The sequence below is a fragment of the Micromonospora sp. WMMC250 genome (assembly GCF_027460215.1).
Classification (GTDB): domain Bacteria; phylum Actinomycetota; class Actinomycetes; order Mycobacteriales; family Micromonosporaceae; genus Micromonospora; species Micromonospora taraxaci.
Genome location: NZ_JAPZBJ010000002.1, coordinates 5,453,779 through 5,468,257 on the forward strand (window position 1 = coordinate 5,453,779; position 14,479 = coordinate 5,468,257).

Sequence of the window (14,479 nt, forward strand, 5' to 3'; positions counted from 1 at the left end):
ACCCTAGGGGTACGACGTGAACGGCCGGTCCCATTCCCGTAACCGGCCGGGAAGGGGCAGGGCGTCCCAGGGCACCCGGTGCAGCAGCCGGTCCAGGAGCAGGCCCAGCAGCAGCCCGGCCACCGAGTCGGTCAGCCAGTGCCAACCCAGGTAGGTGGTGGTGGTGAGGACCACCAGCGGCGGGACGATGCGGATCACGGTGACCAGCCGGCTCGGGAGTTGTCGACCGAAGCTGCGGGCCAGCGGGGCGAGCAGCAGCGCGATGACGCCGTACCAGACGATGGCGTTGGCGACGTGCCCCGAGGGGTAGGACTGGGCGAATCGCACCGGCAGGTCGTCGTGGAACAGCGGCAGGGTCTGCTCGGGCGACAGGAACGGTTCCTTGACGCTGGCGCTCGGTGCCGCCCGCGCGGTCCAGACCTTCAGCGGGCCGATCGTGAAAGTGGTGATCACGAACCCGACCACCGGCAGCAGGATCGGCCGCACCGACCGCAGCCGGACGGCCAGCAGCACGCCCAACCCGACGCCGATCAGGGTCAGCGGGGTGCCCTGGCCGAGGAAGTTCAACACCCGGGCGACCCAGTACGCGGCGGCCGGCCGATGCCCGTCGGCCCAGTCGGCGACAGCCCGGTCCAACCCGAAGAGTTGATTGGCGGCGAGCGCCACCGTCAACCCGACCAATCCGACCAGCAGCAGCGCGTCGAACCACCAGCCGGCCGGGCGGACGGGCCGTAGCCGCAGGTCACGTCGTACCGCCGTGGGTTTGAGCACGCGACCACGCTACCGGCCCGGTGCGAGGCCGGGGTGTTCGGCGCTGTGGGCCCAACCACGAAGTGAGGCGGATGCGGGGGGCGACCAGTCATGCTTGTGCCCGTGCGGATCACGTCTGCCCTCGTGGACCCGGCGCTGCTCGACCTGCCCTGGTCGACTCCGCTGGAGGAGTGGCCTGCCCAACACCTGGTGGCCCTGCCGCAGGGCATCTCCCGACACATCGTCCGGTTCGTCCGGCTCGGTGACTACGTCTACGCGTTCAAGGAGACCCGCGAGAGGATCGCCGAGCGGGAGTACGACCTGCTCCGGGCCCTGGAACGGATCGACTTTCCGTCGGTCGAGGCGGTGGCGGTGGTGGCCGACCGGCAGACCGAGGACGGCGAACCCCTCGAATCGGTGCTGATCACCCGGCACCTCCAGTTCTCGCTGCCGTACCGTGCGCTCTTCTCGCACACGCTGCGACCGGAGACGATGAGCCGGCTGCTCGACGCGCTCGCCGCCCTGATCGTGCGCATGCACCTGACCGGCTTCTTCTGGGGCGACTGCTCGCTGTCGAACACGCTGTTCCGCCGGGACGCTGGCGCGTTCGCCGCCTACCTGGTGGACGCGGAGACCGGCGCGTTGCACAACTCGCTCTCCAACGGGCAGCGCGGTGAGGACCTGGAGATCGCCCGGGTGAACATCTTCGGCGAGGCGTTGGACCTGCAGGCCGCCGGCCTGCTGCACGAGTCCATCGACCCGGAGGTGGTCTGCGAGGAGGTCGTGCAGCGCTACGAGCGGCTGTGGCACGAGATTACCTACGAGCAGGCGATCGAGCGGGAGGCACGGCGCGACATCGAGGGCCGGATCCGCCGCCTCAACGAACTGGGCTTCGACGTGGCCGAGGTGGCCATGTCGGGTGGCGAGGACGGACGTTTCCTGGTCCGGCCGAAGGTGGTGGACGCCGGCTACCACACCCGGCGGCTGCTGCGGCTGACCGGTCTGGACGCCGAGGAGAACCAGGCGCGCAAGCTGCTCAACGACCTGGACGCCTACCGGGCGGAGAGCGACCTGATCGACGAGCAGCAGGCCGCGCACCGTTGGCTGACCGAGGTCTTCGAGCCGGTCGTCCGGGCGGTTCCCGCGCACCTGCGTCGCAAGTTGGAGCCGCAGGAGCTGTTCGCGCAGATCATCGAGCACAAGTGGCTGCTCTCCGAGCAGGCCGGCCGGGACGTCGGAATGCGCCACGCGGTCCAGTCGTACCTGACCGACGTGCTGGTGCACCGCCCCGACGAGCAGGCCATCCTCGGCGTGGAAGTTCCCAGCCTCAGCTGAGACGCAGCCTGGTCGGCGACCGGACTATCTGGCGGCTGCCTTTGAAGCTGATGTCGTAGACGATTCAGCTTCAAAGGCTCTCTGAGTGCCCTGTCGCGCTGCCCCGGATGTGGGGCAGCGCGGCGTGACCGGCACTGTGGAGGTGATCCCGTGTCAGGCTGCTCGCGCGCCTGGTCTGCCCCGAATCTGGGGCAGCTCGACAGGCGGCGCACCAGGCGCGGTCGGTAGCGGCCTGGCTCTCAGCCGGGGCAGTAACGGTCAGCTCAAGGGGGCCGCTGCCGGTTAGTCCACCCAGGAGCCTCCGCGCAGCACCCGCACCACGTTCAGGTCGTCGTCCAGCACCACCAGGTCGGCGCGGAGTCCGACCTGGAGGGCACCGACCCGGTCGCCCAGGCCGATGGCCCGGGCCGGGGTGGTGGCCACCATGCGAGCCGCGTCGGCGATCGGGATTCCGGCATCCACGGCGTGCCGCAGCGCGGCGTCCATGGTCAGGGTGCTTCCGGCGATCGCGCCGTCGCGGGCGAGCCGGGCCACCCCTTCGGTCACTGTGACGGCCTGACCGCCCAGCTCGTACTCCCCGTCGGCCATCCCGGCGGCGGCCATCGCGTCGGTGATCAGCGCGGCCCGCTCCGGGCCGGCGGTCGCGGCGACGTAGGTCAGCATGCCGTCGTGCAGGTGTACCCCGTCGGCGACCAGCTCACAGATCACCGTGGGCGCGTCGAGCAGGGCCACCACCGGGCCCGGCTCGCGGTGGTGCACCGGTCGCATGCCGTTGAACAGGTGGGTGCCGACACTGGCGCCGGCGGCGACGGCGGCCCGGGTCTGCTCGTACGTGGCGTCGGTGTGGCCGACCGCCGCCACCACCCGCTGCGAGGCGAGCAGCCTGATCGCCTCCAACGCGCCGTCGCGCTCCGGGGCGAGGGTGACCATCCGGACCGCGCCCCGGCCCAGCTTGATCAGTTCGGTCAGCTCGTCGGTCGACGGGTCGCGGAGGTACTCCGGGTTCTGCGCGCCGCAACGCGTCGCGGAGAGGTAGGGCCCCTCGAAGTGGACACCCGCCAGCACGCCCTCCTCCACCAGCGGGCTGAACGCCTCGGTGGCCGAGCGCATCAACTCGAAGGGCGCGCTGACCAGGCTCGCCAGCAGAGTGGTCGTGCCGTGCGCGAGGTGGAAGTCGGCAGCCGCCCGGGCCTCGTCGGCGTCCCCGGTCGTGAAGGTGTGCCCGCCACCGCCGTGCGTGTGCATGTCGACGAAGCCCGGCAGGATCCAGTGCCCGTCACGGACCGTCGGGTACTCGGCGACGGCGGTGATCCGATCCCCGTCCCACTCGACGCAGCCCTGTCGGATGACACCGGTCGGGGTCACCACGCGGCCGTTCACCCGTACCGTCATCGTTTCTCCTGGTGGTCGTGGCCGCGCACGGCGTCCAATGCGAGCAGGGCGGCACCGAGGCAACCAGCCTCGTCGCCGAGGGCTGCCGCGACCAGTTGCGGCTCCCGGTGGAAGGTCATCCGCTCGTGCAGCGCCGCCCGCAGCGGGGTCAGCAGCAGATCCCCGGCCTGGGCGAGGCCGCCGCCGAGCACGATCGTCGCCACGTCGAACAGCGCCTGCCCGCTGGCCAGGCCGTCGGCGAGCGCCTCGACCGTCTCCTGCCAGACCTGGCTGGCGAGTGGTTCGCCGGTCGCGGCCCGTTCGGCCACCTCGGCGGCTGACACCGGAGCGTCGGCAGCCTCGCCGGCCAGGTCGGCGTACCGGCGTCCGACCGCCGCTGCCGAGGCGACCGCCTCCAGACAGCCGGGGCGGCCGCAGCCGCAGCGTGGGCCGTCCGGCCGGACCAGGATGTGGCCGATCTCCCCGGCGGCGCCGTGCGCGCCCACTGCTGCGTGGCCGTCGACGACGTGCGCCGCGGCGATGCCGGTGCCGATCGCCACGAACAGCACGTGCCCGGTGCCGCGACCGGCTCCGAGCCGGGCCTCGGCGAGACCACCGACACGCACGTCGTGGCCGAGAGCCGTCGGCAGGCCGAGCCGCCGCACCGCCAGGTCCCGCAGGGGTACGTCCCGGAAGCCCACGTTCGCCGACCAGACCGCGACCCCGCGCGCCTCGTCCACCACACCGGGGACGGCGATGCCGACAGCGATCGGTGTGAGGCCGTCGGCGCGGGCCTTGTCGGCGAGCCCTTCGGCGACGTCCAGGATGGTGGCGACCACTGCCGCCGGACCGCGCGCGGCGTCGGTGGGGTGCCGCTCGGTGCGTACCGCGACGCCGTCCGGCCGGACCAGTGCGCACTTCATGCCGGTGCCACCGACGTCCAGCGCGACGACCACCGGGTCGGTTGGCGCGGCGTCGCCGCTGTTCATGCCAGCACCACGGCCCGGGACAGGTGCCGGGGCGCGTCCGGGTCGAGGCCCCGGCTGGTGGCCAACGCGACCGCGAAGCGTTGCGCCAGGATCAGGTCGGCCATCGGGTCGACCGGGGTGCGACCGGCGGACCAGCTGCCGAGCACCGTGCGCCAACCGTGGGTGCGGCTGTGTACGAAAGCCGCTCCGGTGGCGGCCACGTCCTCGGGTAGCCCGTCGGGCAGGTCGCCGAACGCCCAGACCAGGCGCCCGGGTGCGGCGACCGAGATGGGCCCGTGTCGGTAGTCCATCGCCGGGTACGCCTCGGCCCAGAAGATCGCCGTTTCGCGGCACTTCAGGGCGGCCTCCTGGGCCAACCCGATCGTCCACCCCCGACCGAGGAAGGTGACCTGCCCGATGGTGGCCGGGTCGATCGGCAGCGGGGAGCGCACCGCCACCTCGGCGTCGGCGGCGAGCGCGGTGACCGGGTCGCCGAGGTGGGCGCGGAGCAGGGCCAGCGCGGTGGTCGCGAAGCGGGTCTGCACCACAGCCCGCTCGTCGGCGAAGGGCATGGTCACCGCGGCGGTGGCGAGGTCGACCGCCGGGGACGCCGGGTCGCCGACGATGACAGTGGTGGGTGTCCGCCCACGCAGTGCGGCGAGCAGTTCGAGCACCTCGGTGGTGCAGCCGGAGCGGCTGATGGCGATCAGCCGGTCGTAGTGACGGCCGGTGGGGAACTCGGACGCCTGGAACGCGTCGGTCTCACCCTGGCCGGCCTGCTCGCGGCGGGCCGCGTACGCCATCGCCATGAACCACGACGTGCCGCAACCGACCACCGCGACTCGTTCACCGGGGCGCGGCAGGTCGCCGTGGACGACGCCGGCCAGTTCGGCCGCCTCCCGCCAACAGTCGGGTTGGCTCGCGATCTCCGCGTCCACGTACGCCATGGCAAACTCCTCGCAGGGGCGACCGGTGCGCAATACGGCTCGTTAGACCCGCATTTCGCGCGTTATTCTGCGCGAATGCGGGTGGTCGTGGCAACCGGCCAGCCGATCGCGCAGGTCAGTCTTTTGCGCCCACCTAGTTTCGCGCACTAGTGTGCACGCAATCAATCACCGTCCGTGCAGTTGCTGGGAGGGCCTCCGCGGTGGACCGGTACGCCAGATGGAACGCCCTTCTCGAGATGCTGACCGACAACGGCCGGGTCAGTGTCGAGGCGGCAGCCGAGCGGCTGGACGTCTCCCAGGCCACCATCCGGCGTGACTTCGACCAGCTCGCCCAGCAGCAAATGATCACGAGGACGCGGGGTGGCGCGGTCGCCAACGGCGTCTCGTACGACCTGCCGCTGCGCTACAAGACGGCGAAGCACTCGGCGGAGAAGCAGCGGATCGGCGCTGCCGCCGCCGCGCTGGTCACGCCGGGCACTGTGGTCGGCCTGAACGGCGGCACCACCAGCACCGAGGTGGCGAGGGCCCTCGCCGTCCGGCCGGACCTGAACACCAGCGCCGAGGGCGCCCAGCTCACCGTGGTCACGAACGCGCTGAACATCGCCAACGAGCTGCTGGTGCGGTCCCGGATGAAGGTCGTGGTGGCCGGTGGGGTGGTGCGCCCGAAGTCGTTCGAACTCGTCGGCCCGCTGGGCGGGGCGCTGCTGCGTGAGGTCACCCTGGACGTCGCGTTGCTGGGTGTGGACGCGATCGACCCACAGCTCGGCGCCGCCGCCCACCACGAGGGTGAGGCGGCGATGAACAACCTGATGGTGGCCCGGGCCAAGCGAGTGGTGATCATCGCCGACTCGTCCAAACTGGGGGGCCACGCCTTCGCCCGGATCTGCCCCGTCGAGCGGGTGGAGACGTTGGTGACCGACTCCGGTGCCGCACCGGAGGTGGTGGAGGCGTTCCGCGCCGCCGGCGTCCAGGTCGTCTGCGCCTGAGTCGTCACGTTCCGTCGATGAAGTAGTCAGTTCGGCGCGTCGATGCATACCGCGTATTGCGTGCGCCTGCATACCGCGTATGGTGTCGGCTGTCACGCCCACCCATCGGGGGAGGTGCAGCTTGCCAGCTGTCCTGGAGATCGAAGGTCTACGTAAGACGTACAAGAGTCGTCGACGCGGCACCCGCAACGCGCTCGACGGCTTCGACATGCGGGTCGACGCGGGGCAGGTGCACGGCTTCCTGGGTCCTAACGGGTCCGGCAAGACCACCACGCTGCGTACCCTGCTCGGCCTGATCCGACCCGACGGCGGCCGGATGGCGCTGCTCGGTCACGAGGTCCCCGACGCGCTGCCCACTGTCGCCGGCCAGGTCGGCGCGATCGTGGAGAGCCCGCAGTTCTTCCCGCACTTCACGGCACGGGACACGCTGTCCCTGCTGGCCGGGGCGGGCGAGGTGCCGGCCACCCGGGTCGACGAGGTGTTGGAGCTCGTCGGGCTGCGCGACCGGGCGGGGGAGCGGGTCAAGACGTACTCGCTGGGCATGAAGCAGCGGCTCGCCGTCGCCTCGGCCCTCCTGAAGAACCCGAAGCTGCTCATCCTCGACGAGCCCGCCAACGGCCTCGACCCGGGCGGCATCCGGGAGATGCGCACGCTGATGCGCAACCTCGCCGAATCGGGAATGACGGTGCTGCTGTCCAGCCACATCCTCGGCGAGATCCAGCTGATCTGTGACTCGGTCACCATCATCTCGCTGGGTCGGCGGGTCGCGTTCGGCCCGGTCGACGAGGTGCTCGCCCAGCACTCGTCAGGCGCGGTCCGGATCCGGTTGGAGGCGGTCAGCGACCTGCCGGTGGCCACCGAGGCGCTCACCAAGGCCGGGATCCGGGTCACCGGGCACCCCGACCACCTGATGCTGGCCGGCGTCGACAAGCCGGCCTCGGTGACGCGGTTGCTCGCCGAGCAGGACCTCTACGTCAGCGAGTTGGCACCAATCGCCGTCGACCTGGAGAGCGTCTTCCTCGAACTGACGGCCACCGCGCCGGTGCCCGGTCAGCACCGGCAGGTCGACGAGTCCATGAAGGTCGGCGGGACGGGTCAGCCCGGCACCGCAGGAGGAGGGTGGGGCGCGTGAGCCTCTATCGTACGGAGCTGCGCCGGCTCACCAAGCGGCGTTTCACCCGCTACATGACGCTGCTCGGCCTGGTGGTGCTGGCCGCGGTGGTGGTGGGTGTGTTCTTCACCAACCAGAAGATCGACGCGGGTCAGCGTGCCAAGGCGGAGCGCGAGGCCCAACAGCAGTACGAGTTCCAGGTGCGCGACAGCGAGCGGGCACGCGGCGAGTGCGAGCAGGCCAAGACCGCTGGCACGCCGACCGACGGCCGATACCCGGACGACTGTTCGGTGATCACGGCCCCGCCCCGGGAGGAGATCCGGGCGGAGTGGTTCCTGCCGTCGACGTTCAACTTCCGGGAGACGTTCGACGAGACACTGATCCCGTTCGCGGCGATCCTCGCGCTCGTCGGATTCGTGATCGGCGCGTCCTTCGTCGGCGCCGAGTGGAGCACCGGCGGCATGATGAACCTGCTGCTCTGGCGCCCGAAGCGGCTCACCGTACTTCTCACCAAGCTGGCCGCGCTGCTCACCGGCATCCTGGCGGTGACGCTGCCCGCCGCGGTGCTGTGGTTCGCCGGTTTCTGGGGCGTGGCCACCTTCCGGGGCACCACCGAGAAGGTGACCTCCGGCGTCATGCAGTCGGCCATCCTGACCGGGGTACGCGGTGTGGTGCTGGTGCTGGTGCTGACCACCATCGGCTTCGCCCTCGCCTCGCTGGGTCGGCACACCGCGATGGCCCTCGGCGGCGTGGTGGCGGTGATGGTGGTCGGCCAGTTCGGCCTGGGCATCCTGCTGTCGATGGCGAACGTGAAGTTCGCCGAGGCCTGGCTGCTGCCCACGTACGCGCTGGCCTGGATGACGAAGACGGTGACGTTGCAGGACTGGAACTCCTGCAACGCGACCTTCTTCGGGGAGTGCAAACCCGCCACGATGGATATCACGTGGCAGCAGTCGTCAGTCCTGTTCTCGGTCGGCTTGGTGGTGATCCTCGGGGCTGCGCTCTGGGCGATGCGTCGCCGCGACATTTCCTGAGATATCGGCTACTGAGGCCCCCGGCACACGCCGGGGGCCTCAGTGCGTTCGGGTACCGCCGCGCCGGCTGCTGCGACAGGGGTCCTCGCTGGCTAGGCTGAGCGAATGTCCGCCGACGCCACCACCCCAGAGTCGTCCGCCGACGCTCGTCCGGGTGGCGTCGGGCCGACTGTTCCGACTCCCCGGCCGGCGCCTCCCATCGAGATCGCCGACGAGCCGGCGCAGCCGGCCGAGCCGGCCGAGATCGCCGACGAGTCGGCGTCGCCGCTCGAGCCCGCGCACGTCCAGACTGCCGACCCGGCGGCCCTGTTGACCGAGCGGGAGCGGGCCATCCTCGCCTTCGAGCAGCAGTGGTGGCGGCACGCCGGGGCCAAGGAACAGGCCGTCCGGGACACCTTCGGGGTTTCCTCGACCCGCTACTACCAACTGCTCAACGGGCTGCTGGACAATCCGGCCGCACTCGCGGCCGACCCGGTGCTGGTCGGTCGACTCCGTCGGCTGCGTTCGTCCCGAGCCCGCAACCGCCGCCGCTGACCGGCGTCGGCCGGCCAGGAATGTCACCCGACCCGCTGGGTACGCGGGCAGCGCTGCGGCATCGCTGGTAGCTGGACCGGAGGCGACGGAGGGAGCGGGCGGTGGCTGGTGCCAACCCTCGGCAGGTGTGCCGATGATGCGGGTACGATCCGCGTCCGCGCCGGCCCCGGGCCGACCGGTCAACGAGGATCTGGTCTTCCAGACCGGCCCGCTGGTCGGCGTCCTCGACGGCGCGACAGTGCCGGAGGGCTTCGACACCGGCTGCGTACACGGGCCGGAGTGGTACGTGCGGCACCTGGCCGCCCGGATCGCCGTGGCGGAGGCGGTCCGCCCGGCGGCCCGTCTGACCAGCAACCTGGCCGCCGCCATCCTCGCGGTACGCGCCGACCACGGCGAGCAGTGCGACCTCGACCATCCCGGCACCCCGTCCAGCACGGTCTGTCTCCTGCGTGACTGCGGTGACCAGGTCGACTACCTGGTGCTCTGCGACAGCCCGCTGGTCCTGGACTGCGGCGGTCAGGTGAGCGTGGTGACCGACGACCGGCTGGACGCGGCGATGGCGGAGTTGCGGGAGACGGTCGCCGTGCTGCCGGGAGGGGCGACGGACCCGGTCGCCCGGTTCCGGCACGCGGTGAGCGTCCAGCGGGAGCGGATGAACCGCACCCACGGCTACTGGGTCGCGGCGGCCGACCCCGACGCGGCCTTCCACGCCGTGACCGGGACGCTGCCCCGGCACGGTCCGACGGCGCTGCGCCGGGCGGCTCTGCTCAGCGACGGCGCGTCCAGTGCCGTGGAGCAGTTCGGGTTGACCGACTGGCCTGGTCTGCTGGATCTGCTGAGCGCGGACGGGCCGGCCCGGTTGATCGACCGGGTCCGGGCCGCCGAGCGCGACCACGGTGATCGGTTGCGCCGGCACAAGGCGACCGACGACGCCTCGGTGGTGTTCTGCGAGTTCGAGCCGACCGCGTGACCACCAACGGGTGACGACAGAGCGTGATGAGAAACACCCGGGCCGCCCGACCGGCCGGGACCGGTAGCCGGACCGCCAGTGCATCGCCAATGGGGTGGACTTCGGCCGATGGGGGCGGCAGACTGCGGCACGTGGCGGGTGCGGTCCGGCTGGAGCCGGTGGACGAGGGCAACCTGGAGCCGTTGCTCTCCGTAGCGGCTGCCGAGGCGGAGCCCGGTGACGTCATGCCGCCGGTCGAAGCCCCCGCCGGTTGGTCGCTCGCCCGCCGCGAGGCGTTTCGTGAGTTCCACCGGGCGAGCTTCGGTGGGCTGGACGGCCCGACCGGATCGCAGATGTACGCGATCCTCGCCGGCGGCGAGGTGGTGGGCATGGTGCGGATGACGCGCTGTGACGAGCCCGACACGGTCGAGACCGGGATGTGGCTTGGTCGCTCGGCGCGTGGACAGGGGATCGGCGCGGCGGCCCTACGGGAGTTGTTGAACGCCGCCGCGCGAGCGGGCATGCGGATCGTGGTGGCGGAGACGACCGCGGACAACATTGGCGCGGTGGCCGTGCTGCGCAACTGCGGGGCCAAACTGTACGAGGACGGCGGGACCGTGCGCGCCGAGATCTGCCTGGACGCGACGCCCCCCGCGCTGTGACGCCGACCGGTCGGCGGCGACCGGGCTGGCCGCCGCCGACCGTCAGGGGTCAGGCCGGTACGCGGACGATGTCGTAGTCGGTGCTCGGCGTGGACTCCACGTCGAAGCGGCCGTTCACCACGTACAACGCGGAGCCGAGCAGGTCGCCGGTGGCCGGTGACCGCAGCTGCGGCCCGGTGATCTCCCGCTGCACCACCCCGGAGGTGTACGCGCCGTTCAGCCGCACCACGGCGATGACGTTGGACAGGTTGCGGATCACGTGCAGGGTGCGCCCCCGCAGCACCAGCCCGTCGGCCCGGTCCACCGAGTAGCCGCCGAGGTCGAAGAGCGCGCTGCCGCCGGTACGCGGGTCGACGCGGACCAGTTGCCCGGTCAGCATCTGCGCGACCAGCAGGTCTCCGTTCGGCAGCGCCACGATCCCGTTGTTGAACGCGTCCGGCGTCGCCCCCGGGCCGGTGAGCGGCAGCACCCGGAACGCGGTGGGAGCCGGCAGGCGACCGCCCGGGCCCAGCGGCACCACGTACAGCACCGGGCGTACGGAGTCGGTCATGTAGACCGCCCGTTCGGTGATCACCATGTCGTTGACCAGGGTGTTCGACCCGTCGTTGAACTGGTAGTGGGCCAGGCGGGCACCGGTGCGCGGGTCGTACACGCTGGCCCCGCCGGTGTAGAAGTCTGCGGTCCAGAGCCGGCCCCGCCGGTCGAGTTCGAGGCCCGCCTTGGGCTTGCCCGGTGTGCCGGGGATCAGCACCGAGCCGCGTCCGGTGCGGAGGTCACCCCGCCACACCGCGCCGTCGAGAACGGATCCCACGTAGACGGTCGTGCCGTGGCCGATGGTCAACCCCTCGGGCGTGAAGCCGTCGGGCAGGGCGATCCGGGCCGGGAACGGCTTCGACGGGTGGGCGGCCGCCGAAGCGCCGACAGTGGACACTGTCGCCGCCGCCAGCAGCGGGACGACGAGGAAGGAGATGAGTCTGTGCAAGGAGCACCGCCTGACGTCGGAGTGGACGACTCCACTCAGGAGCATGACGTTCTACGGACGTCTGGGGCGCGACGAAAGGTTGTGCTGGTCTGCTCACTCCCGGTCAGCGGCGTACGCGGCCAGCCAGGCCACCTGGGCCGGGTCCAGCGACGGGCGTACCCGTGCCCGCGCGGTCGCCACGTGCGCGGCGGTGACAGTTGCGGCGGCGAGCGACTCACGCATGGCGGCCAGCGCCGCCTCCCGCACCAGCGCGGCGCAGTCGGCGGCGGAGAAGCCGGTCAACTCGTCGCCGAGGGTCGACAGGTCCACGTCCGGGGCCAGCGGCACCTGGCGGGACGCGGCCCGCAGGATCTCCGCGCGGGCCGTCCCGTCCGGCGGCGGCACGTAGACCAGCCGCTCCAACCGGCCCGGCCGCAGCAGCGCCGGGTCGACCAGGTCCGGCCGGTTCGTCGCGCCGACCACCACCACGTTGCGCAACGTCTCCACCCCGTCGAGTTCGGTGAGCAGCGCGGCGACGACCCGGTCCGTGGTGCCCCCGTCGGTGGCCTGACCGCGTACCGGGGCCAGCGCGTCCACCTCGTCCAGGAAGATCAGGGTGGGGGCCGCCTCCCGGGCCCGGCGGAACAACTCCCGGACCGCGCGTTCGCTCTCGCCGACCCACTTGGAGAGCAGTTCGGCGCCCTTCACCGACAACACGTTGGCCCGCCCCGACCCGGCCAGGGCCGTGACCAGGTACGTCTTGCCGCAGCCGGGTGGCCCGTAGAGCAGCACGCCACGCGGCGGTTGGACCCCGAGTCGGGCGAAGGTGTCCGGGTAGGTCAACGGCCACAACACCGACTCGGTGAGTGTCTGCTTGACCTCGTCCAGGCCACCCACGTCGTCGAGGGTCACCGACGCGAGGTCCAGGGTGGACGCGGCCATCGTGGTCGGCCGGACCACCTCCAGGGCGGCAGCGAAGTCGGCCATCGACACCGTCGGTGTCTCGGCGGACTTCTGTCGCAGCGCCGCGCGTACCCCGGCCTCCCGGACCAGCGCGGCCAGGTCCGCCGCGACGAACCCGGGGGTACGCCCGGCCACCTCGTCCAGCCGGACGTCGTCGGCCAGTGGCACCTGCCGGGTCAGCACGGTGAGCTGTTCCCGGCGTAGCGCCTGGTCGGGGAGCGGGACGCTGATCCGCAGCGACAGCAGGTCCGGCGCGCGCAGCGCGCTGTCGACCGTCTCCGGTCGGCTGGTGGCGCAGACCACCGCGACGCCGGCCCGGACGCTCTCCACGAGCACCTGCCGGAACACCGTCGCCACCGGGCCGGGCTCGTCCGCCGGTGCGAGCGCCTCGACGTCGCTGACCAGCAGCACCGCGGGGCCGCCGGCGCGGGCAGCTGTCGCCACGGCGCGCAGTCGGTCGGCGGCGGCCTGGTTGGCCAGCGCGGCCACCTCCGGTGCCCAGATCGGGTGGACACGGGCACCGACCCGGGCGGCGACAGCCCGGACCAGCGCCGACTTCCCGGAGCCCGCCGGGCCGACGAGCAGCACCCCCAGGGAGATGGTGGTGCCCAGCCGGCCCAGTACCTCCCGGTGGTGGAAACCGAGGTCGAGCAGTTCGGTCAGCTCCTCGGCCTGGGCTCGCAGCCCGGGTAGCTCGTCCACGTCCGGGGCGTCGTCGTCGGCCGGGGCCGTGTCGGCCGTTCCGCGCGGCTCGGGCGGTGCTGTCTCGACCGATCCGGGCCCGTGCGTGGTCGCGCCGTGCTCCCAGGTGACCGCCGTGTTCATGGTGACCAGAGCGCCGGCGGCCGGCTCGACCGCGACCACTGTCAGCAGGGTGCTGGTCCAGGCGAAACCGACGGTGTTGGCGAGGCTGCGACGAGCCGCCTCGACCAGGCCGCGCACCGACGCGTCCGGCAGCACGTCCTGCGGCAACAGCGACACGTCGTCACCGGCGGTGAGCACCTTGCCCAGCAGGGCGAGCCGGAGCATCTCCGGGCTCACCGCCGCCACCACCCCCGCCGGACCGGACAGGACGACCCGACCCGCCGGGGTCAGCGGCACCGGGCTGACCCGCACCTGACCGCCGTCGCGCAGGCCCAGGTTGCCCAGGACCAGGTCGTCCGCGTACAGCAGGGCGCTGCTCGCACCCGGAGCAGCCGCCGCCACGATCCCGGCCGTCTCCCGGCGGCCGGCGAGACGGACCGGGTCACCGGGACGCAGGCCCAGCGCGGTCATCGCCTCCGGGTGCAGCCGCACGATGCCCCGTCGGGCGTCCAGCGCGGCCGGCCGTAGGCTCGCCGTCAAGGTCAGGTCGGGTTGCGCCACCGCCCGACCGTAGCGGTCGTCAGCCACCTCCGCCGGTCAGCGCCGCGGATCCAACTCGTCCAACAACGACGGGTCGCGCCGGATCAGCTCGGCCAACCGGGCCGCCGGGTCCGGCGTCAAGCCGACCGGTCCGGGAGCCCAGGCGGGCACCGTCCGGCCGGACAGCGGCCACGTCGGTGGAGGTTCCACCGGGGCCGCCGGGGGCACCGGCCCGACGGTGACGTCCGACCCGTCCCAGGACACCCGCAACGGGTACGTCCGCCCGTCGTGTTCCACGTGCACTGTCACCACCAGCCCCGGGTGGGCGCCGACGACCTGGCGTACCGCCTCGGCCACCTCTTCGACCGGACCCCACCCGGTCGTGTCGCCCGAGGGGTCGGCTCCCGCGTGGCGGGGGTCGTGCCGGCCCGGCCGGGCGTTGCCGCGCCCGAGAACCGGCTGACCCGACGGCGGTGTGGTGTCGTCCTGGTCGTTGACCCGTCGGCGCTGCGCCTCCTCGCGCCGGGCCAGTCGGGCCAGCGTCTCGTCGAGGTCACCCCTCAC

General features: G+C 72.2%; 14 protein-coding genes. 7 read left to right on the plus strand and 7 right to left on the minus strand.

Annotated features, from left to right (window positions below; translation table 11 throughout):
* Positions 1-3: 3 nt before the first annotated feature.
* A complete protein-coding gene (locus tag O3438_RS24600; protein ID WP_269683745.1) occupies positions 4-741 on the minus strand; it encodes a phosphatase PAP2 family protein in 738 nt (245 codons plus the stop codon).
* A 132-nt stretch (positions 742-873) separates the two neighbouring features.
* Here O3438_RS24600 and O3438_RS24605 point away from each other — a divergent pair, with 132 nt between their 5' ends.
* Entirely contained in the window at positions 874-2,085 is a 1,212-nt protein-coding gene (locus tag O3438_RS24605; RefSeq protein WP_244311539.1) for a DUF4032 domain-containing protein, read from the plus strand.
* 282 nt (positions 2,086-2,367) lie between these two features.
* On the opposite strand, the gene nagA is transcribed toward O3438_RS24605, so the two are convergent.
* The 3 genes from nagA to O3438_RS24620 are packed head-to-tail and all read right to left on the minus strand — an operon-like array spanning position 2,368 to position 5,371.
* Positions 2,368-3,477 (minus strand): N-acetylglucosamine-6-phosphate deacetylase, encoded by a 1,110-nt coding sequence (gene nagA / locus O3438_RS24610; protein ID WP_269682109.1) that lies wholly within the window; start codon positions 3,475-3,477, stop codon positions 2,368-2,370.
* Complete coding sequence (locus O3438_RS24615; protein WP_269682110.1) at positions 3,474-4,445, minus strand: ROK family protein; 972 nt, start codon at positions 4,443-4,445, stop codon at positions 3,474-3,476. Before O3438_RS24615 ends, nagA begins: the two co-directional genes overlap by 4 nt.
* Positions 4,442-5,371 carry an SIS domain-containing protein gene (locus tag O3438_RS24620; protein ID WP_269682111.1) on the minus strand — a complete coding sequence of 310 codons (930 nt, stop codon included), beginning with the start codon at positions 5,369-5,371 and terminating at the stop codon, positions 4,442-4,444. The genes O3438_RS24615 and O3438_RS24620 overlap by 4 nt, the downstream gene beginning before the upstream one ends.
* Before the next feature lie 200 nt (positions 5,372-5,571).
* Between O3438_RS24620 and O3438_RS24625 the strand changes: the two genes are divergently transcribed.
* The 6 genes from O3438_RS24625 to O3438_RS24650 all read left to right on the plus strand — a co-directional run bounded on the left by O3438_RS24625 (position 5,572) and on the right by O3438_RS24650 (position 10,647).
* Positions 5,572-6,357 (plus strand): DeoR/GlpR family DNA-binding transcription regulator, encoded by a 786-nt coding sequence (locus tag O3438_RS24625; protein ID WP_088987368.1) that lies wholly within the window; start codon positions 5,572-5,574, stop codon positions 6,355-6,357.
* Between the two features lie 121 nt (positions 6,358-6,478).
* Positions 6,479-7,489, plus strand: a complete 1,011-nt coding sequence (locus O3438_RS24630; protein WP_269682112.1) for an ATP-binding cassette domain-containing protein — start codon at positions 6,479-6,481, stop codon at positions 7,487-7,489.
* A complete protein-coding gene (locus O3438_RS24635) occupies positions 7,486-8,502 on the plus strand; it encodes an ABC transporter permease subunit (protein ID WP_269682113.1) in 1,017 nt (338 codons plus the stop codon). Before O3438_RS24630 ends, O3438_RS24635 begins: the two co-directional genes overlap by 4 nt.
* 105 nt (positions 8,503-8,607) lie before the next feature.
* On the plus strand, positions 8,608-9,036 hold the full coding sequence (locus O3438_RS24640; protein WP_269682114.1) for a DUF3263 domain-containing protein: 429 nt from the start codon (positions 8,608-8,610) through the stop codon (positions 9,034-9,036).
* A 133-nt stretch (positions 9,037-9,169) separates the two neighbouring features.
* Entirely contained in the window at positions 9,170-10,006 is an 837-nt protein-coding gene (locus O3438_RS24645) for a hypothetical protein (RefSeq protein ID WP_269682115.1), read from the plus strand.
* 131 nt (positions 10,007-10,137) lie between these two features.
* A complete protein-coding gene (locus O3438_RS24650) occupies positions 10,138-10,647 on the plus strand; it encodes a GNAT family N-acetyltransferase (protein WP_269682116.1) in 510 nt (169 codons plus the stop codon).
* 49 nt (positions 10,648-10,696) lie between these two features.
* Here the strand turns inward: O3438_RS24650 and O3438_RS24655 are convergent, their stop codons facing one another.
* The 3 genes from O3438_RS24655 to O3438_RS24665 all read right to left on the minus strand — a co-directional run bounded on the left by O3438_RS24655 (position 10,697) and on the right by O3438_RS24665 (position 14,479).
* Positions 10,697-11,629: a superoxide dismutase gene (locus tag O3438_RS24655; RefSeq protein WP_269682117.1), complete on the minus strand. Its 933-nt coding sequence runs from the start codon at positions 11,627-11,629 to the stop codon at positions 10,697-10,699.
* A 93-nt stretch (positions 11,630-11,722) separates the two neighbouring features.
* Positions 11,723-13,936 (minus strand): AAA family ATPase, encoded by a 2,214-nt coding sequence (locus O3438_RS24660; protein WP_269682118.1) that lies wholly within the window; start codon positions 13,934-13,936, stop codon positions 11,723-11,725.
* A 36-nt stretch (positions 13,937-13,972) separates the two neighbouring features.
* Positions 13,973-14,479, minus strand: coding sequence for a hypothetical protein (locus tag O3438_RS24665; protein WP_269682119.1), 507 nt, complete (start codon positions 14,477-14,479; stop codon positions 13,973-13,975).